The organism is Microbacterium sp., from assembly GCF_047605725.1.
GTDB lineage: Bacteria > Actinomycetota > Actinomycetes > Actinomycetales > Microbacteriaceae > Microbacterium.
On record NZ_JASGFE010000029.1, the window covers coordinates 1 to 18,544 of the forward strand.

Sequence of the window (18,544 nt, forward strand, 5' to 3'; positions counted from 1 at the left end):
CGGGGGGCGGGGGCGGGGGGCGGGAGCGCGCACGGGAGCGCGCGCGGGATGCGGCCGCGGCTCCCGCGGGCGCCTCAGGAGCGCGGCGGCGTGCTGTCGCGCAGCAGCACGTCGAGGCGCAGCGCCCCGGCGTCGAGCTCCCAGGAGTCGTCGAGGGCGGCGCGCAGCGTCTGGTAGCCGACGTCCTCCAGCGGCACGCGCACGGTCGTCAACGGCGGCGTGACATCGCGTCCGGTCGAGATGTCGTCGAACCCGGCGACGGCCACATCGGCGCCGGCTTCGCGGCCGGCCTCGCGCAGGGCTGCGAGCGCCCCCACCGCCACGACGTCGCTGACACCGAACACGACGGTGCCGGCGTCGACGCCGTCGATCAGGACCTCGCGCATCGCCGCGAAGCCGGACTCGCGGGTGAACGCGGCGCCGCGATGGATGCGGTCCACGCGTCCGCCTGCGGCGGTGAACCCCTCCGTGAAGCCGGCCACGCGATCGTCGGAGGTGCGCACGCCCTCGGCGGCCGCGAGCGCGATCGCCCTGCGGTAGCCCAGCCCCGCGAGGGCCGTTGCGAGCGCGAAGGCGCCACCGCGGTTGTCGATGACGACCGAGCGCACGTCGCCGGCACCGGGGCCGATGGCCACGACGCGTCCACCGGCGGCCACGATCGCCTCCAGCTCGCGACGCAGTTCGGGCGACGACGACTCGCTGCTGCGCGAGGCCGCAAGGATGAGCGCGCGCGGCCGCTGTCCGCGCAGCGCCCGCACCAGCCGCACCTCACGCACCGGATCGCGCTCGGTGATCGCTACCGTGACGACGAGCCCCGCCTCGTCGGCGCCGCGCGCGACGCCCGAGGCGAGCTGGCCGAAGTAGGGGTCGGCGATGTCGGCCACCAGGAGCGCGACGACGGCCGAGGTGCCCTTGGCCGTCGCCTGCGCGGACAGGTTCGCGGTGTAGCCGAGCTCGGCCGCGGCCGCCTCGACCCGCTGCCGGTAGGACTCGGCGACCCGGCGGGTCGAGCCGTTGAGCACGCGCGAGGCGGTCGCGAGGGACACCCCGGCGGCCCGCGCGACATCGTCGAGGGTCGTCATGGCGGACCTCGGTGGGGCAGCCCGCGCGGCGATCGATCTGTCGGTCATCGAGGCGAGTCTACGGCGACAGGTACGGCGAGACGGCAGCGCCGAATCCTCTCGCCGTGCGCAGCACGGCCTCGAGCGGATCCGTCGCCCACACGTCCTCGTTGAAGATCTCCACCTCGATGTCGCGGTCGTAGCCGGTCTGGATGACCGCCCGGGTGAGCGCCGCGACGTCGATGACGCCGTCGCCGGGGTAGTGCCGGCTCAGCAGCACGTCGGCGGGCAGCGGCGTCTTCCAGTCGCACACCTGGTAGGTCGCGATGCGGCCGGCGCGGCCCGCCCGGGCGATCTGGGCGATCACATCGGGGTCCCAGAAGACATGGAACGCGTCGAGCGCGACCCCCACCGCGGCGGAGTCGAAGTCCGCCGCGATGTCGAGCGCCTGGCCGAGGGTCGAGACGACGCACCGGTCGGTCGCGTACATCGGATGCAGCGGCTCGATCGCGAGCGTGACGCCGGCCGCCCCGGCATCCGGCACCAGCTCGCCGATCGCGTCGCGCACCCGTTCGCGCGCACCCGCGAGGTCGCGCGATCCCTCCGGGAGGCCGCCGGCGACGAGCACGAGCACGGCCGTCGACCCGGGCGCTCCCGCCGCGGCGAGCGCGGCGGTCTCGTCGATCGCGCGGCGGTTGTCATCGAGCGCCGCGCGCCGCGCGGCTCCCTCCGGCATGGTGAAGAACCCGGCGCGGCAGTGCGTCGTCACCCGCAGACCCGAGTCGGCGACCATGCGCGCGGCGGCGGCCAGCCCCACCTCCTGCACCGGCTCGCGCCACAGGCCGATGGCCTGGATGCCGGCCTGGGCGCTCACGCGCAGCGCCGTCGCGAGATCGGCGCGCTTGATGGTCGCCTGGTTGATCGACAGCCGCGGGTCGGGACTCATGCGTCCACCCCGTTCAGGCGCAGCATGCCGTGCCAGCGCCTCGCCGCGAGCTCTGGCTGTTCGAGCGCGTGCGCGGCATTGGCGAGCTCGACGATGCGCGACAGGTGCGGGAGGCTGCGCGCCGAATGCAGGCCACCCACCAGTTGGAAGGCGTCCTGGTGCCCGTTGAGCCACGACAGGAACGCGACGCCGGTCTTGTAGTAGAAGGTCGGCACGGCGAACACGTGGCGGCTCAGCTGTTCGGTGGGCCCGAGGATGCGCAGATAGGCGTCGGGGTCGGAGGCGTCGAGCGCCTGGATCGCCGCCGACGCGGCAGGGGTCAGTGCCGCGAAAGCGCCCAGCAGCGCGTCGGAATGCTGCCGGGTGGATGCCGGGTCACGCGGCGGCTGGACCGCCGCCTCGACGTCGGCACCTCCGATCAGGCCGACGTAGTTGAAGTCGTCGCCGGTGAACATGCGCACCTGCTCCGGCAGGCGCTCGCGCACCGAGACCTCGGCGGCCGCGTCGAGCAGGCTCATCTTCACTCCCGCGACCCTGCCGGGGTTCTCGGCGATGATGCGCAGCAGCACCTCCGACGCCCGGCTCCAGTCGCTCGACCCGAAATAGCCCTCCAACTGCGGGTCGAACGCGGTGCCGAGCCAGTGCAGGACGACCGGCGCTCCCGCCGCCTGGAGCACGGCGCCGTAGACGCGCAGGTAGTCGGCCTCCGACGAGGCGACCCGCGCGAGATGGCGCGAGGCCATGAGCACCGGGCCCGCACCCTGATCTTCGGCGAAGTGCAGCTGATGCTTGTACGCGTCGACGACCTCGGCGACGGAGATGACCTCGGCGTCGACGTGGTCGGTGTTGACCCCGACCACGACCGAGCCGCCTTCTTCGCGCGCGACCTGAGCCGAGCGTGAGACGAGCTCGCGGGTGGCCGCGGCGTCCAGGCCCATGTTGCGCTGGGCCGTGTCCATCGCGTCGGCGACCCCCAGTCCCCACGAGTACACGTGGCGGCGGAAGCCGAGGGTCGTGTCCCAGTCGATCTCGGCGGGCGACCCCGGTGTGTTGTCGGCCCAGGTCTTGGGCACGACGTGCGCCGCCGCGTAGGCCACGCGCGAGCGCAGGGGCCCCGTGGGCTTGGAGTAGCCGGGTGCTTCGTTCAGGGTGGCGATCGAGCGGATGCCGTCGGGGGCGAGCAGCGTGACGGTCGCGGTGGCGGTGGTCCGTGGCATCCGACTCACTCCAGCGTCAACGTGGGCAGCGCGACCTTGCGGCCCTCCCGGCTGGACCGCAGGCCCGACTCGGCCAGCAGCACGCCGCGCGCGCCGGCGAGCAGGTCGTACGGGTAGTCGGTGCCCAGCGCGTAGGACACCAGGAACTCCTCCCACTGCTGACGGAACCCGTTGCCGAAGACATCGTTGGTGGGCACGCCCACCCAGTCGGCGTCGTAGTCGTGGTCGTCGGCGAGGTCGGGGTTCCACACCGGTTTGGGGGTGGCGTTGCGGTGCTGGATCTTCGCGCCGAACAGGCCCACGACGGCCGAGCCGTGCGTGCCGTCGACCTGGAACTCGACGAGCTCGTCGCGATCGACGCGCACCGTCCAGCTGGAGTTGATCTGCGCGACGATGCCGCCCTCGAGCTCGAAGATGCCGTAGGCGGCGTCGTCGGCCGTCGCGGCGTAGGGCTCATGCTGCTCGTCCCAGCGGGTGGGGATGTGGGTGGCCGCCTGCGCGTAGACGGTCTTGACCTCGCCGAACAGGTTCTCCAGCACGTAGCTCCAGTGCGGGAACATGTCGACGATGATGCCTCCGCCGTCCTCTGCGCGGTAGTTCCACGACGGGCGCTGGGCGGGCTGCCAGTCGCCCTCGAAGACCCAGTAGCCGAACTCGCCGCGCACCGAGAGGATCCGTCCGAAGAAGCCCGAGTCGACGAGCCGGCGGAGCTTGCGCAGTCCAGGCAGGTACAGCTTGTCGTGTACGACACCGGTCTTCACGCCCGCGGCGGCGGCGAGCCTGGCCAGTTCGACGGCCTCGGAGACCGACTCGGCCGTGGGCTTTTCGGTGTAGATCGCCTTCCCCGCCGCGATGGCTTTGCGCAGGGCACTCGCGCGCGCCTTGGTGACGAGGAAGTCGGCGTAGATCTCCCAGCGCGGGTCGGCGAGGGCCGCCTCGAGGTCGGTGGTGTAGTCCTCGATGCCGTGCCGGGCCGCGATCGCGGCGAGCTTCGCGGCGCTGCGACCGACCAGCAGCGGACGGACGGTGAGCGTCGAGCCGTCGGGCAGTTCGAGCCCACCCTGGTCTCGGATCGCGAGGATCGACCGGACGAGGTGCTGGCGGTATCCCATGCGCCCCGAGACGCCGTTCATGATGATCCCGACCTCGCGCACCCCGGCCTGCTCTGGCGCGGCAGGTGCGGATGCGGCCGGCGCGCCGGCGAGAGTCGTCTCTGACATCGTGGGTTTCCTTCGGTGCGGCCCGCGCGGCGGGGAGCCTGGCTGACGGTCGGACGGTAAGCGCTTTCCGTCATCATGTCATCGGACGGAACGCTCCGCAACCCGCCACGTCGCCGCGCCCGGGGGCGTGACGTGGGGACGGCCTCGTCGATGAGGGAATGCGCTTACCCGCGGGGTGCACGTCTTTCGCGCCGGTTTGGGAATGCGCTTGCCCTGAGGTGTCGTCTCGCAGTATTGTCCTAACATCGTATCAGCGATCGGCTCCGATTTCCGGCATCGGTGACGCACGGGAGCGCGGGACTCTGCGACCCCTCGACAATGAAGTTGGCCCTGGTCTTTCGGGGTGAAAGGGAAATCCAATGAAGCACTCAGTCAGGTCCCGCATGCGGGCCGTCCTCGCGGTCGCGACCGCGGCCGTCACCGCCGCCGCGCTCGCGGCGTGCAGCTCGGGCGACGGGGGCGCGTCGTCCACCGAACCGATCCAGTTCTTCCTCTCCGGCGACGCCAACCAGGGTGGCGGCTACGCCCACATGGCGGAGAAGTACAAGGAGGAGACGGGTGTCGAGATCGAGATCGTCGACATCGCGAACGCCGACCTTCCCACCAAGCTCCGCAACGCCGCCCAGGCCGACGACCTGCCGGCCATCGCTCGGGTCGGCTCCGTCGACCCGGTCTGGCGCAGCGCCGCCACGGACCTGTCCGACATCACCGACGGCAGCGACATCCGCACCGACCTGTCCGACATCGACGACGACGGCAAGGTCATCTCACTGCCCTCCGACATCACCGCGGTCGGCATGTTCATCAACAAGACCCTCTTCGACCAGGCAGGCGTGGCCTATCCGACCAGCGAGGACGACATCTGGACGTGGGACGAGTACGTCGCCGCCGTCAAGCAGGTCCAGACAGCCCTGGGCACGAGCTACGGCATGGTGATGGACCGCTCCTCGCACCGACTGAAGGCGCTGCTCTACGAGTTCGGCTCCGACTACTTCACCCCGGATGACGAGGGCGTCTTCAGCACCAACGACGACACCACGCGGGCGCTGGAGTACTTCAACAAGCTCAACGACGACTCGTTCATGCCGCGGTCGGTCTGGCTGTCGGATGCCGACCCGAACGCGCTGTTCAAGAGCGGCGACGTCGTCTCGTACATGTCCGGCTCGTGGCAGATCGCCGATTTCGCCGTCAACATCACCGATTTCGAGTGGGCCTCGGTGTACCTGCCGCAGGAGGCGGAGCGCTCCACGAACTTCGGCAACGCGGCATCCATCGTCGTCTTCGACGGCCCGCAGCAGGAGGCCGCCCATGACTTCATCAAGTGGCTGTACGAGCCGGAGAACTACACCGAGCTGTCCGAGGTCTCCTCGTTCATCCCGGCGATCGACGGCCTGACCATCAACTACGCCTCGAACGCAGAGGCCTTCGAGATCTACAGCCAGGACATCGCCGCCTCCCCGGCGATCGTCGGTGAGATCAAGGCGATGGAGCTGCGCTACGGCGCACAGGGCGTGGCCACCGACGGCGACCCGGTGCGCGACGAGACCGTCAAGTACCTCAACGGCGAGCAGGACGTCGCCACGACGGTGAGCAACATCAACGAGCAGTTCACCGACCAGCTCGGCGTGCTGAAGTAGCCATGGCCACTGCTGACTCGGTCGCGGGGCGCACCGCCGAGGACGCGGCGCCCACGCGCGAAGGGCGGCGCCCGCACAGCGGGCGCCGCCCCCGGCGGAGCTCGACCCGGTTCCTGCTGGCGCCGCTGTCGTTCATCGCGATCGCGGTGGTGCTGTTCGCCCTTTTCTTCGTGTGGCCCGGGGCGCTCGGGCTCTGGTATTCGTTCACCGATTACACCGGGGTCGGCACGCCCGACTTCATCGGACTGGACAACTACGTCGACCTGGCCCAGGACCCCGACTTCTATTACTCGCTGGGCCGCACGCTCCTGTACACGGTGCTCTCCGTCCCGCTCCACTTCGTCGCGGCGCTGGGGATCGCGGTCCTGCTCACGAGCACCCTCGCGAAGGGCAAGGAGGCCGCGCGCGTCATCTTCTTCCTGCCCTGGCTGATCTCCCCCATCGTCGCCGGCGTCATCTGGAAGTGGCTGTTCGGCGAGAACTTCGGCATGGTGAACTTCCTGATCGAAGCCGTCGGCGGGAAAGGGCTGAACTGGGAGACCGACGGCAGCCTCGCGCTCCTGCTCATCCTCATCGTCAGCACCTGGGGCGGCACGGCGTTCAACATGCTGCTGTTCATCGCCGCCATCCGCAACATCCCCCAGTCGTATCTGGAAGCGGCGCAGCTGGACGGTGCGAGCAGCTGGCAGCGGTTCTACCGCATCGTGCTGCCGCTGCTGAGGCCGACCTCGTTCATGGTGATCCTCCTGGCCACGATCGGCTCCATGAAGGAGTTCGCGATGGTGCAGGCGCTCAACGGCGGAGGTCCTGGCACGTCGAACATGTTCATCGTCCAGTACATCTACCGCACCGGGTTCGAGCGGGCCGACATCGGGTACGCCAGCGCCGCGTCGATGGTGCTCATGGTGATCCTGATCGTCATCGCCCTCATCCAGCTGCGCTTCGACAAGAGGAACGATCTCGCATGAAACGCCTCAGCTTTCTGTCGAGCACGATCGTGCTCTGGGTGCTCGCCCTCGGCTTCATCATCCCGGTGGCATGGTTCGTCCTCAGCTCGTTCAAGCCCGGCTCGGAGCTGTTCAGCCTTCCCCTGACGCTCCTGCCCAAGGACTGGACGGTGAGCGGGTACGCGACCGCGTGGACCCGGTTCGACTTCGCGCAGTACTTCATCAACACCTCGATCGTCGCGATCGTCACGACCGTGCTGACGGTGTTCGTCAGCGCGATGACCGGCTACGCGTTCGCGAAGTACCAGGCGTGGTGGTTGAAGGCATTCTTCATCTGCATCCTCGTCACGACGATGCTGCCCACCGAGGTGATCATGCCGAGCTCGTTCGCGGTGGTCCGCAATCTCGGGATGTACAACACGCTCACGGGCATCATCGTGCCCTCGATCGTCACCGCGACCGGCATCTTCATGTTCCGCCAGTACTTCAAGACGGTGCCCGACGAGCTCCTGGAGGCGGCGCGCATCGACGGGGTGTCCGAGTTCGGCGCCTTCTGGCGCATCATGCTCCCGCTGGCGCGCCCGATCGCCGTGGTCCTGGCGATCTTCTCCTTCCAGTGGCGATGGAACGACTACATCTGGCCGCTCATCGTGCTGCGCGACCCCGACCGCTACACGCTCCAGGTGGCCCTGCGCACGATCGTCGGAGCGGACAACATCGACTGGTCGGTGCTGCTGTCGGCATCGGTCATCTCGCTGATCCCGATGATCGTCCTGTTCGCGGTGTTCCAGCGGCAGATCATGAACGCGGACATCAACTCCGGACTGAAGGACTGAGGTGGCCGACGCGGAGTTCCTGCACGCTCTGCAGCACGCGGTCGTACGGGAGGTGCGCTCCGCGCTCGGCGAACAGGTCGGCCCGCTCGACCGGCACCGCCGGCTGATGGAACGGGCGAAGCTGTTCGTCTCGGCCTTCCTCTGGCCCGGCTCGGAGTGTCATGGGGATGCCGGGCTCGTCGCCGCGGCACGGCGGGACATCGGCGAGCTGCGCGCGCTGCAGGGCTCGGGAGGGCTCTTCGGCGGCGGAGGGAACCTCGACTCCCCGCCGGACACGTCGTTCACGGTGAACGACGTGTGCGACACGCTCCACATCATCGGCGCATCGGGCGGCGCGGATGCCGCGCTCGCCGAGATCGCCGCCGAGCTGGACGCCATCGCCGACGCGGCCGAGCCCGCCCTGATCGCGGGCGGAGTCCATACCCCGAACCACCGCTGGGAGATCTCGGCGGCCCTCGCCCGGCTGCACCGGCGGCGCCCCTCGGAGCTTCTGCGCGACCGAGCGACCCGCTGGCTCGCCGAGGGCATCGACATCACGACGGACGGCCTGTACTCGGAGCGCAGCGCCAACTACGCCGCGCACGTGTCCAACCCGTCGCTGACGGTCATCGCCGACGTGTTCGATCACCCGGACGCGCGGGCGGCGGTCGTGCGCAATCTGGAGAGCACCCTGGGCCTGATCAATCCCGACGACACCGTCGAGACGGTCCATTCCCGCCGCCAGGACCAGCTGCGCCTCTTTCCGCTCGGGCCGTACCTGACGATGTACCGCCGCTACGCGATCGAGCTCGGGCGGGGGGATCTGGCCTGGGCTGCGCGGCGCGCGTTGCGCGGCGGCGTCGCCCGCCCCGCAACGGCGCTGGCCGAGCTGCTGATCGACCCCCGCATCGGCGCATCGCTTCCGGCCGCGACACCGCCGGCACAGGAGCACCGCTGGGACCAGTCCGCCCTTGTGGTGCACGAGCGCGCCGACCGACGTCTCGTGGTCTTCGGCGGGACGGACTACGCACGCTTCCGCCGCGTGCGGTCGGGACTGTCGACCAACCCGACGTTCCTGCGGCTGTTCGCCGGCGACGCGGTGCTGGACTCGGTGCGCCTCTCGCGGGACTTCTTCGGGCTTGGCCCCTTCCGCGCCGACGCCCTCACGACGCATCGGGGCACCGGCGGCGTGGTGCACCACGAGCTCATCGAGACGGTGTCGGCCGGCTACTACCAGCCGCTGGCATCCGCCCGGTACGACCCGTCGGGCGCGTACGCCCTCACCGACGAGGGCAGATTCTGCGCGGCGATGTCCTTTCCCGACCGCCCCCGCGACGAGGTGCGTCTGCGGACCAGGATCGACATCGCGCCCACCGCCGACGGCGCGGCGATCTCGCTCTCCTTCGACGGCGCGGACTGCGCATGGGCACTGGAGCTGGCCTTCCGCGAGGGCGGCCGGTTCGAGGGCGTGACGGCGCAGGACGACGGCGCGCACGTGCTCGCTCACGGCACCGGCCGGTACCGGCTGGGCCGCAGCACCATCTCCTTCGAGGCGGGAGCGGACTACCGGGCCGATGGGCCGGCGCACTACCACCCCGGCGAGGAGTACGCGTTCCTCGGCGCCACCGACGCGGCGCCGGGTCGGCGCGTCTACCTGACCGGCCGCTCCCCCGGCCGACTCGAGCTGACTCTGCGCGCGACCAGCGCCGGCCGGTGACCGGCGGGCGTGCACGAACTCAACCGGCGGGCCACCGCCACGTGTGCAACCGCCCGCACATGCCGAGCGACCGCTCGGGCGACGTCGGCTCGGCGCGGGCGACGGATGCCGCGTCCATGAGTCCCGGCATCCCCTCGGAGAGCGCCTCCAGCTGCGCACCCACCCGCGCGGTCTCGGCCGCCACGGTGCGCTCCCACAGGCCTTGCCACTGCGCGACGCGCGGCCGCACGAGCCGCGCCGCCCGCACGTGCAACGCCGCCAGCGCGTCGGGGCCGCCCGCGCGCAGCTCGGCGAAACCGGCCAGCGCGAGCTCGCGCCGCGCCCGCACCGCCCGCTCGCGCGCGGCCGGGTCTTCGGGAAGCCGCGCGGCGGCGGCGTACGCCTCGGGATCGTCGAGCACTGCCGCAGGGAAGGTCAGCACGGCATCGCCCGACTCCGGCAGGCCCGCGTTGGCCATCACGACGAGCAGCCGCAGGCCGCCGCCGTTGACGAGCCGGTGCACCGTCCCGGGGGTGAACCACACGACATCCCCCGGCGCGAGGCGCTGCTCGTCGAAGCCGGCGGCCGACAGCGTCTGCACCGCCCCCGCTCCCCCGGTGACGACGTAGCCCTCGCTGGAGGCGGTGTGCAGGTGCGGCGAGCCGCCGCCGCAGTCGTCGCCCGACCCCCCGTCGTACACGGCCAGATCGGTGACGGCGACGCCGCCCGGGAACAGGCTCACAGCAGCCCCCGCAGAGTGTCGGCGAGCCCGCCGGCCGCATCGATGCCGGCATCCGCGATGCCGACCGCGTAGCGGAAGCGCACCGTCTCTCCCGGGGCGACCGCGAGCTCCGCGCTGAAGAACGGCGCCGGATTCAGGCAGGCGAACTCCTCCGAGCGCGCGAACCACTGCGGCGGATGGCGCGGGTTGCGAGCGTCGTCGACCATGAGCACGAGCGAGGTCGCGTCGACGACGTCGTGCCGTCCGACGAACCCCACCCACTCGTGGCGCTGGCCGCGCACCGCGCTGCCCGAGCCGCCGCCGTCGAGCGTGACGAGGCGTCCGTCCGTGAACGAGCGGGGCCCGCGCCAGAACAGCCCGCCGTATCCCGCGTTGTCGCGGCCTCGCGTGGTCGGGGAGCCGATCGAGATCGGCGCGTCGGTCGCGTTCGTCATCGCGGTCTGGAAGACCAGCGCCCACGACGCCTCGTCGAGAAGACGGATGCCGAGGCTGCGCCGCTCCTCGAACAGTCTCCGTCCGCCCGCGGTGATCCACTCCAGGGCGTGCTCGAAGCGGGCCACGCCCTCCTGGACCCCGGCATCGACGACGGCGCGGTGGACCTGAGCGCCGTCGTTGGGCAGCTGCACGTAACCGCGATCGCGCAGGTAGGTCGGACCGCCCCAGAAGTTCTCGTCGTCGACGACCGGCAGCGACCACGCGATGCCCGCGTGCCAGACGTGATCCCAGGGCCGGAAGAGGGTGACCCGCCGCCCTGCCCGCGTGCGGATCGGCTCGAGATACGGCTTCGGCGCCTCCACCTGCGGCGTGGTGGGCACGAACACGTAGCGCGCCAGCTCGACCCCACCGTCGGCGACGACGACGTCGGCGGCGGACATCGAGAGCGACAGACTCACGCCGGCACCTCCTTGACGGGTGCCCACGGCACGAGGCCGCCGTCCATCGAGCGCAGGAACGGGTCGTCGCCGGCGAGCTCACCGGCACGCACCGGGCCGCCGCGGAACGCCGACGCATAGGTCGCCGCGGCGAGCTCGAGCGTCCGCCGCGCCTCGGCGGCGCCGACCTCCGGCGGCTCGCCCGCCTCGAGCGCGGCGACGATCGCGGCGAGCTGGTCACGGTGACCGCTGCGCCTGGTGCCGGCATCCGGGCCCTGCTGCGCTTCCGCTGCCCAACGAGCGGCGAGCTGCTCGTGCCCGGGCGCGGGCGTCAGCGTCCAGTCCGACTCGGTGTAGCCGTAGAGATGCTCGACCTCGACGGTGGCGCGCTCGAAGTCGAAGCGCAGCCGGGAGGTCTCGCGCGGTGATACGAGGGAGTTCACGACGGTCGCAAGCGCACCGCACTCGAACTCGACCAGCGCCATCGAGACGTCCTCGGTGTCGGTGGGGAGCGCCTGGCGTGCGGCGAACGCCGTCAGCCGCGTCCACGGACCGAGCACCGCGAGCAGCAGGTCGAATTGGTGGATGCCATGGCCCATCGTCGGCCCGCCGCCCTCGCCGGCCCAGCGACCGCGCCAGGGAAGGTCGAAGTAGTCGGGCGTGCGATACCAGAGCGTCTCGCACGTGGCGACGAGCGGCCGGCCCAGTGCGCCCTCGCGCACGAGCCGCCGAAGGCGCTGGGCGGCGGCGCCGAATCGGTGCTGGAACACCGTCAGCGCGGGAACGCCGGTCTGCTCCGACACCGCGACGAGCTCGTCCAGCTCGGCCAGACTCAGCGCCGTAGGCTTCTCGATGAGGGCCGGCACCCCCGCCCGCAGCGCCCGAAGCGCCAGCGGCACGTGCGTCTGCGGCGGCGTGCAGATGTGCACGAGGTCCAGCCGCCCGGATCCCAGCAGCGCGTCGGCCTCGGCGTGGACGGCGGCGTCGGGCGCGAAGCGCTCGGCGAACGCCCGGGCCCTGTCCTCATCGAGATCGACGACCGCGATCAGCTCGATGCGCGGTGCGAGCTCGGTGATCGCCTGCGCGTGCGCCTGCGCGATCGCACCGGTTCCGATGATGGCTGCCCTCAAGGGCCGGGTCATGTCGCTCCTCGATGTGCGGTGGCGGACTCGCGCACGGTGCAGGAAAGCGCTATCCGCACGCCTCTCCCATGCTAGCCGCCCCGCGCCCCGTCCCCGCCTCCGGCCGCGCCGGGACCGAGGGCCGAGGGCCGGGGCCGAGGGCGATCAGGCAGCGGCGCGGATGAGCTTCTTGTTGACGAACTCGTCCGCGGCCAGCAGGCCCATCTCGCGCGACGTGCCGCTGCGCTTGACCCCGCCGAAGGGCAGCGCCGGCTCGTCGGCGAGCACGACGTTGATGTACACCATGCCCGCGTCGATCTTGTCGGCGATGCGCGCGGCCTGGTCGGCGTCGGTCGTGAACACGTACGAGCCGAGCCCGAAACTCGTGGCATTGGCCACCGCGACCGCCTCGTCCTCGTCGGCGACGCGGTAGACCACGCCGACGGGTCCGAAGAACTCCTCGCGGTAGGCGTCCATGTCCGGCGTCACCCCGGTGAGCACGGTGCCGGGGTAGAACGCGCCGTCGCGTACGCCGCCGGTCACCAGTGTCGCCCCTTGGGCGACCGCCCGGTCGACCTGTTCGGCGAGCCGCTCGGCCGCCGCGAGCGAGGACAGCGGACCGATCACGGTGTCCTCCGCGAACGGGTCGCCGACCTTTGCCGCCGCGATCGCGGCGGTGAACTTCTCCAGGAACGCGTTGTACAGGCCGTCGACGACGATGAAGCGCTTGGGCGCGTTGCAGGACTGCCCGTTGTTGTCCAGGCGCGCGTCGATGGCCAGCTGCACCGTCGCATCGAGGTCGTCGGTGGACAGCACGATGAACGGGTCGGAGCCGCCCAGTTCGAGGGCGACCTTCTTGAGGTTGCGCCCCGCGTTCTCGGCGACCGCGGCGCCGGCCCGCTCGGAGCCGGTCACCGACACGCCCTGCACGCGCGGATCGGCGATGACGGTCGCGGCCTGCTCGTTGGAGATGTAGAGGTTGGTGTACACGCCCGAGGGGAACCCGGCATCCCGATACAGCGTCTCGATCGCCGCGGACGACTCCGGGCACTGCGGGGCGTGCTTGAGGAGGATCGTGTTGCCGATCGCGATGTTCGGGGCCGCGAAGCGGGCCACCTGGTAGTAGGGGAAGTTCCACGGCATGATGCCCAGGAGCACGCCCAACGGCGCACGGCGGATGATCGCAGGTCCGTCGCCGCCGATCTCCAGCGGGGTGTCGGCGGTGATCTCGCCGATGTGGTCGGCGTAGTACTCGGTGATGTCGGCGGAGAAGTCGACCTCGCCCAGGGCCGCGCCGATGGTCTTGCCCATCTCGCGCACGATGATCGCGGCGAGCTCGTCGCGCCGATCGCGATGCAGCTGCGCGACGCGGCGCAGGAGCGCCGCCCGCTCGGCGGGCGCGGTCACCTTCCCCCACGTACGGTAGGCGCGGTCGGCGCCGGCGACGGCGGACTCCAGCTCCTCGTCGGTGGTCGGCGGGTAGGTGGCGAGGGTCTGGCCGGTGGCGGGGTTGACGACGGCGTAACTGCTCATGATGCTCCGATCCCTCCGCGTCACTGCGCGGGGATGAGGGTGTACTTGGTGGAGAGGTACTCGTGGATGCCTTCGAGCCCGCCCTCACGGCCCACGCCGGACTGCTTGAGTCCACCGAAGGGCGCGGCGGCGTTGGAGACGACACCGACGTTGAGCCCCATCATGCCGGTCTCCAGGCGATCGATCATGCGGTGCCCGCGGGCGAGGTCTTGCGTGAACACGTACGAGACCAGCCCGTACTCGGTGTCGTTGGCAAGGCGCACAGCCTCATCCTCGTTGGCGAAGGTCGTGATCGCCAGCACCGGGCCGAAGATCTCCTCGCGGAGGATGGCGCTGCCCGGGGCGACGCCGGTGATAACGGTCGGCCGGTAGAACGTTCCGGCCCCGTCGATGGCCGCGCCGCCGGTGAGCACCGTCGCACCGCGGTCGGCGGCATCCCGCACCAGCTCGTCGACCTTGGCGACCGCGTCGGCGTCGATGAGCGGGCCGATCTGCACGCCGTCCTCGGTGCCGCGGCCGACCTTCATCGCCGCGACGCGCTCGGCGACGCGGCGGGCGAACTCGTCGGCGACGCCGGCGTGCACGATGAAGCGGTTCGCCGCCGTGCACGCCTGACCGACGTTGCGGAACTTCGCCGCCAGAGCGCCTTCGACAGCCTTGTCGAGGTCGGCGTCGTCGAACACGACGAACGGCGCATTGCCGCCGAGCTCCATCGACACCCGCAGCACACCCTCGGCGGCCTGCGCGATGAGCCGGCGCCCGACCTCGGTCGAGCCGGTGAACGAGAGCTTCCGCAGCCGCGGGTCGGCGATGATCGGCGCCGACAGCCGGCTCGACGACGAGGTCGGCACGACGTTCACGACGCCCGCGGGCAGGCCCGCCTCGACGAGCAGCTCCGTGAAGAAGAGGGTCGTCAGCGGCGTGAGGGCCGGCGGCTTGATCACGACCGTGCACCCGGCGGCCAGGGCGGGGGCGATCTTGCGGGTCGCCATCGCGAACGGGAAGTTCCACGGCGTAACGAAGAACGACGGGCCGACCGGGCGCTGCGAGACCACCATGCGGCCGGTGCCCTCGGGGTTCAGCCCGTAGCGGCCGGCGATGCGTACGGCCTCCTCGCTGAACCAGCGCAGGAACTCACCGCCGTAGGCCACCTCGCCACGCGCCTCGGCCAGGGGCTTTCCCATCTCGAGGGTCATCAGCAGCGCCAGGTCGTCCGTGCGCTCCTGCACGAGGTCGAAGGCGCGCCGGAGCAGGTCGCTGCGCGTGCGCGGAGGCGTCGCCCCCCACGCGTCCTGCGCGGCGACGGCGGCGTCGAGGGCGCGGATGCCGTCCTCCGGGCTCGCGTCGGCGACGTCGACGAGCGTCGCGCCGGTCGAGGGGTCGGCGACGGCGAAGGTGCGGCCGCCGGTGGCATCCACCCACTCCCCGCCGATGAACAGCTGTCGCGGCACGGCGGCCAGCAGGGTCTGCTCTTCCTCTGACATGGTCTGACTCCTCACGGTCGGCGACGGGTGCGGTGGTCTCAGCGCGTGTCGGCGAGAGCGGATGCCACGACGTCCAGTCCCTCGTTCAGCAGGTCGTCGCCGATCGACAGCGGCGGCAGGAACCGGATGACGTTCCCGTAGGTGCCGCACGTGAGGACGATCACGCCCTTCGCGATGCAGGCCTTGGCGACCGCCGCGGCCAGAGCCGCATCGGGCGCCTTCGTGACCGGGTCGGCGAACTCGACCGCGACCATCGCCCCGAGCCCGCGCACGTCGCCGATGCGCGGATCGCTCTGCTGCAGCGCCGCCAGGCGGTTCTTGAGCACCGTCTCCAGCTGTCGGGCGCGCGCGGGGAGGTCGTCGTCCTCGAACGCGGCGATGGCCGCCAGCGCCGCGGCGCACGCGACCGGGTTGCCGCCGTACGTGCCGCCGAGCCCGCCGGGGTGGGCGGCATCCATGATCTCGGCGCGCCCGGTGACCGCCGCCAGCGGCAGTCCGCCCGCGATGCCTTTCGCCGTCGTGATGAGGTCGGGGACGATCCCGAAGCGCTCGCTCGCGAACAGCGCACCGGTGCGGGCGAAGCCGGTCTGCACCTCGTCGGCGATGAAGACGACGCCGTGGGCGCGGCACCAGTCCACGAGCGCGTTCAAGAACCCGTCGGCGGGCACGATGAACCCGCCCTCGCCCTGGACGGGCTCGATGAGCACCGCGGCGAGGTTGTCGGCGCCGATCTGCTTCTCCAGGAGCGAGATGGCCCTGGCTGCGGCATCCGCCCCGGACAGCCCGTCGCGGAACGGATACGACGCCGGAGCCCGGTACACCTCGGGGGCGAACGGGCCGAAGCCGCTCTTGTAGGGCATCGACTTCGCCGTCAGGGCCATGGTGAGGTTCGTGCGACCGTGGTAACCGTGGTCGAATGCCACGACGGCCTGCCGGCCGGTATGCTTGCGGGCGATCTTGACCGCGTTCTCGACGGCCTCGGCACCGGAGTTGAACAGCGCGCTCTTCTTGGCGTGGTCGCCCGGCGTGAGCCGGTTGAGCGCCTCGGCCACGGCGACGTACGACTCGTACGGCGAGATCATGAAGCACGTGTGGGTGAACTGCGCCGCCTGCGCCTGCACCGCCGCGACCACCGCGGGGTGCGCGTTGCCGACCGTGGTGACCGCGATGCCGGAGCCGAGGTCGATGAGCGAGTTGCCGTCGGCGTCGACGACCACGCCGCCGCCGGCGGCGACGGCCTCGATCGGCACGGTGTGGCCGACCCCGGCGGCCACCGCGGCCGCCTTGCGGGCCAGCAGCTCTTGGGACCGGGGCCCCGGGATCTCGGTGACGAGACGGCGCTCCTGCGGGAGCGTCGGCCCGCCCAGGGGCGTCGTGACAGCGTCGATCGTGCTCATGCTGCCGAGCGTAAGCCGGGCCGCCGACACTGGCTACTGGCCACGGTGTACATTGTGATGTACATGTTGTCCGCGGCGTACAGAGGATCGTGATGGATGCCACCTCGCCGACGCTGCGCGCCCTGCTGAGCAGGCGCGATCTGGCGCTGCGCCTGGACACCCCTGAGCACGAGCTCGCCGAGGGGGCGCTGGACCGTCCGGTGCGGTGGGTGCACAGCAGCGACCTCGCCGATCCCACGCCGTTCCTCTCCGAAGGGCTCGTGCTGCTGACCACCGGCACGCAGTTCGCCGGCGGCGGGTCCGCGGCCTTCGACGCCTACGTCCGGCGCCTGTCGGCGCGGGGCGTCGTGGGCCTCGGGTTCGGCACCGAGGTCGTGCGCGCCGGCATCCCGTCGGCACTGGCGACCGCCTGCACGCGCGAGCGGATGCCGCTTTTCGAAGTGCCGTACCGCACGCCGTTCATCGCGGTGGCTCAGGCCAACGCCGCGGCGATCGCGGCGCAGGCCTATGCGCGGCGGAGCTGGTCGCTCGCGGCGCAGCGGGCGATCTCGCTCGCCGCCCTGCGGCCGGACGGACTGGGCGCGACGCTCGCCGAGCTGGCGCGTCAGCTGTCGACGTGGGTCGGCCTGTTCGACGCGTCGGGGTCGCTGACCCGCGAGCATCCAGCCCGGGGTCTGCGGCCGGCCGTCGCCGGCGCGCTGGCCGTTGAGGTCGGCACGCTGCTGCAGCGCGGGGCTCGCGCCGGCTCCTCGCTGCAGCTGGAGGGGACGCCCTTCACCCTGCAGACCCTCGGGCGCGGCGGGCACCTGCGCGGCGTCGTCGCCCTCGCCGCCGGCGACCTCGACCAGGAGGCGCGCGACGTCGTCACCGCCGTGATCGCGATGGCGGGCCTCGCCCTGGAGCAGAGCCAGAGCCTCGGCCGGGTGCGGGGGCTCCTGGGCGCAGGACTCGTGCAGCTGCTGCTGGGCGGGGAGGTCGCGCTCGTGCGGCGGGTCGCGCGGGAGCTGTGGGGCGGGTTCCCGGCGGAACCGGTGGTCGTGGCGGTGCTGGACGCCGGGGGCGAGGCGGGCGGCGGGCGCGCTGCGGAGTGGCTGGAGCTGCGCGCCGCGGAGACTCACGGCGCCGTGTTCCACGGCCGCGGCGACGACGGCCTGGTCGTGCTGTGCCCCGCCGCCGGGGCGGGCGCGGTCGTCGACGAGGCGGTCGCCCGGTTCGGCGTCCGCGTCGGGGCCTCGGCGCCCGCGGACCTGGACGAGGTCGCGGCCGCGCACGCGCAGGCCGTGACGGCGCTCGGACGCGGGCACGGCGGCGTGACGCGGTTCGAGGAGGTCGCGGCATCCGGCATGCACGCCGCCCTCGGCACGGCCGACGCGCGCGCGCTCGCCTCGCGTCTGCTCGCGCCTGTGCGCGAGAGCGACGCGCGGCACGGCGGCGGGCTGGAGGCGACCCTCCGCGCGTGGCTCGGCGGCGACGCCCGCATCGACACCGCGGCGGCTGCGCTCGGCGTGCACCGCCACACCGTGCGCGCGCGCCTGGGCCAGGCGGAGGCCCTGCTCGGCATGGACCTGTCGGCCTTCGCCGTCCGCGCCGAGCTGTGGGCGGCGCTCGTGGCCACGGAGTGAGGCGGGGATCGACGACCACATGCGCCAAGTTCACGAGGGAAGCGGGCCCGGATGCCGCTTCGGTTGACACATATGGTCGCGGCACGCGGGATCGGCGACCAGACGCGCCCAGTGACGAGGCGCGGCGGGCCCGGATGCCGCTTCGGTTGACACATAACGTCGCGGCATCCGGGACTTGCGACCATACGCGCCAAGTTACGCGGGGTACCGGTGGAGCCAGACCCGCGGACGCAC

General features: G+C 71.7%; 15 protein-coding genes. 5 read left to right on the forward strand and 10 right to left on the reverse strand.

Annotated elements, in window-relative coordinates; translation table 11 throughout:
• Positions 1-74 precede the first annotated feature (74 nt).
• Genes QM641_RS07795 through QM641_RS07810 form a run of 4 tightly spaced genes read right to left on the reverse strand, consistent with a single transcriptional unit; the run spans position 75 to position 4,444 of the window.
• Positions 75-1,130 carry a LacI family DNA-binding transcriptional regulator gene (locus tag QM641_RS07795; protein ID WP_415115150.1) on the reverse strand — a complete coding sequence of 352 codons (1,056 nt, stop codon included), beginning with the start codon at positions 1,128-1,130 and terminating at the stop codon, positions 75-77.
• Positions 1,131-1,140: 10 nt separating this feature from the next.
• Positions 1,141-2,007 (reverse strand): sugar phosphate isomerase/epimerase family protein, encoded by an 867-nt coding sequence (locus QM641_RS07800; protein ID WP_415115151.1) that lies wholly within the window; start codon positions 2,005-2,007, stop codon positions 1,141-1,143.
• A complete protein-coding gene (locus QM641_RS07805; protein WP_415115153.1) occupies positions 2,004-3,224 on the reverse strand; it encodes a DUF993 family protein in 1,221 nt (406 codons plus the stop codon). The genes QM641_RS07800 and QM641_RS07805 overlap by 4 nt, the downstream gene beginning before the upstream one ends.
• Positions 3,225-3,229: 5 nt before the next feature.
• Positions 3,230-4,444: a Gfo/Idh/MocA family protein gene (locus QM641_RS07810; protein WP_415115155.1), complete on the reverse strand. Its 1,215-nt coding sequence runs from the start codon at positions 4,442-4,444 to the stop codon at positions 3,230-3,232.
• 359 nt (positions 4,445-4,803) lie between these two features.
• On the opposite strand from QM641_RS07810, the gene QM641_RS07815 reads away from it, so the two are divergent.
• The 4 genes from QM641_RS07815 to QM641_RS07830 are packed head-to-tail and all read left to right on the forward strand — an operon-like array spanning position 4,804 to position 9,560.
• Positions 4,804-6,081 carry an ABC transporter substrate-binding protein gene (locus QM641_RS07815; RefSeq protein ID WP_415115157.1) on the forward strand — a complete coding sequence of 426 codons (1,278 nt, stop codon included), beginning with the start codon at positions 4,804-4,806 and terminating at the stop codon, positions 6,079-6,081.
• A 2-nt stretch (positions 6,082-6,083) separates the two neighbouring features.
• The gene (locus tag QM641_RS07820; RefSeq protein WP_415115159.1) at positions 6,084-7,049 is read left to right on the forward strand and encodes a carbohydrate ABC transporter permease; all 966 of its coding nucleotides are present in this window, start codon (positions 6,084-6,086) and stop codon (positions 7,047-7,049) included.
• A complete protein-coding gene (locus tag QM641_RS07825; RefSeq protein WP_415115161.1) occupies positions 7,046-7,864 on the forward strand; it encodes a carbohydrate ABC transporter permease in 819 nt (272 codons plus the stop codon). Before QM641_RS07820 ends, QM641_RS07825 begins: the two co-directional genes overlap by 4 nt.
• Before the next feature lies 1 nt (position 7,865).
• Positions 7,866-9,560: a hypothetical protein gene (locus tag QM641_RS07830; RefSeq protein ID WP_415115163.1), complete on the forward strand. Its 1,695-nt coding sequence runs from the start codon at positions 7,866-7,868 to the stop codon at positions 9,558-9,560.
• Between the two features lie 19 nt (positions 9,561-9,579).
• Here QM641_RS07830 and QM641_RS07835 read toward each other — a convergent pair whose 3' ends face one another.
• The 6 genes from QM641_RS07835 to gabT all read right to left on the reverse strand — a co-directional run bounded on the left by QM641_RS07835 (position 9,580) and on the right by gabT (position 16,688).
• The gene (locus tag QM641_RS07835; protein ID WP_415115164.1) at positions 9,580-10,281 is read right to left on the reverse strand and encodes a cupin domain-containing protein; all 702 of its coding nucleotides are present in this window, start codon (positions 10,279-10,281) and stop codon (positions 9,580-9,582) included.
• Positions 10,278-11,174 carry a PmoA family protein gene (locus tag QM641_RS07840; protein ID WP_415115166.1) on the reverse strand — a complete coding sequence of 299 codons (897 nt, stop codon included), beginning with the start codon at positions 11,172-11,174 and terminating at the stop codon, positions 10,278-10,280. Before QM641_RS07840 ends, QM641_RS07835 begins: the two co-directional genes overlap by 4 nt.
• Positions 11,171-12,295 carry a Gfo/Idh/MocA family protein gene (locus QM641_RS07845; protein WP_415115168.1) on the reverse strand — a complete coding sequence of 375 codons (1,125 nt, stop codon included), beginning with the start codon at positions 12,293-12,295 and terminating at the stop codon, positions 11,171-11,173. Before QM641_RS07845 ends, QM641_RS07840 begins: the two co-directional genes overlap by 4 nt.
• A 144-nt stretch (positions 12,296-12,439) precedes the next feature.
• Positions 12,440-13,807: an NAD-dependent succinate-semialdehyde dehydrogenase gene (locus QM641_RS07850; RefSeq protein WP_415115170.1), complete on the reverse strand. Its 1,368-nt coding sequence runs from the start codon at positions 13,805-13,807 to the stop codon at positions 12,440-12,442.
• A gap of 20 nt (positions 13,808-13,827) precedes the next feature.
• A complete protein-coding gene (locus tag QM641_RS07855) occupies positions 13,828-15,291 on the reverse strand; it encodes an NAD-dependent succinate-semialdehyde dehydrogenase (protein ID WP_415115172.1) in 1,464 nt (487 codons plus the stop codon).
• Positions 15,292-15,329: 38 nt separating this feature from the next.
• Positions 15,330-16,688: a 4-aminobutyrate--2-oxoglutarate transaminase gene (gene gabT / locus QM641_RS07860; protein ID WP_415115174.1), complete on the reverse strand. Its 1,359-nt coding sequence runs from the start codon at positions 16,686-16,688 to the stop codon at positions 15,330-15,332.
• Between the two features lie 92 nt (positions 16,689-16,780).
• Here gabT and QM641_RS07865 point away from each other — a divergent pair, with 92 nt between their 5' ends.
• Positions 16,781-18,310 (forward strand): PucR family transcriptional regulator, encoded by a 1,530-nt coding sequence (locus tag QM641_RS07865; protein WP_415115176.1) that lies wholly within the window; start codon positions 16,781-16,783, stop codon positions 18,308-18,310.
• Positions 18,311-18,544 lie beyond the last annotated feature (234 nt).

Coding starts and splice junctions, on each gene's coding strand:
- QM641_RS07795 (WP_415115150.1), bottom strand. CDS start 1,130: ATGACCGACAGATCGATCGCCGCGCGGGCTGCCCCACCGAGGTCCGCC.
- QM641_RS07800 (WP_415115151.1), bottom strand. CDS start 2,007: ATGAGTCCCGACCCGCGGCTGTCGATCAACCAGGCGACCATCAAGCGC.
- QM641_RS07805 (WP_415115153.1), bottom strand. CDS start 3,224: ATGCCACGGACCACCGCCACCGCGACCGTCACGCTGCTCGCCCCCGAC.
- QM641_RS07810 (WP_415115155.1), bottom strand. CDS start 4,444: ATGTCAGAGACGACTCTCGCCGGCGCGCCGGCCGCATCCGCACCTGCC.
- QM641_RS07815 (WP_415115157.1), top strand. CDS start 4,804: ATGAAGCACTCAGTCAGGTCCCGCATGCGGGCCGTCCTCGCGGTCGCG.
- QM641_RS07820 (WP_415115159.1), top strand. CDS start 6,084: ATGGCCACTGCTGACTCGGTCGCGGGGCGCACCGCCGAGGACGCGGCG.
- QM641_RS07825 (WP_415115161.1), top strand. CDS start 7,046: ATGAAACGCCTCAGCTTTCTGTCGAGCACGATCGTGCTCTGGGTGCTC.
- QM641_RS07845 (WP_415115168.1), bottom strand. CDS start 12,295: ATGACCCGGCCCTTGAGGGCAGCCATCATCGGAACCGGTGCGATCGCG.
- QM641_RS07850 (WP_415115170.1), bottom strand. CDS start 13,807: ATGAGCAGTTACGCCGTCGTCAACCCCGCCACCGGCCAGACCCTCGCC.
- QM641_RS07855 (WP_415115172.1), bottom strand. CDS start 15,291: ATGTCAGAGGAAGAGCAGACCCTGCTGGCCGCCGTGCCGCGACAGCTG.
- gabT (WP_415115174.1), bottom strand. CDS start 16,688: ATGAGCACGATCGACGCTGTCACGACGCCCCTGGGCGGGCCGACGCTC.
- QM641_RS07865 (WP_415115176.1), top strand. CDS start 16,781: ATGGATGCCACCTCGCCGACGCTGCGCGCCCTGCTGAGCAGGCGCGAT.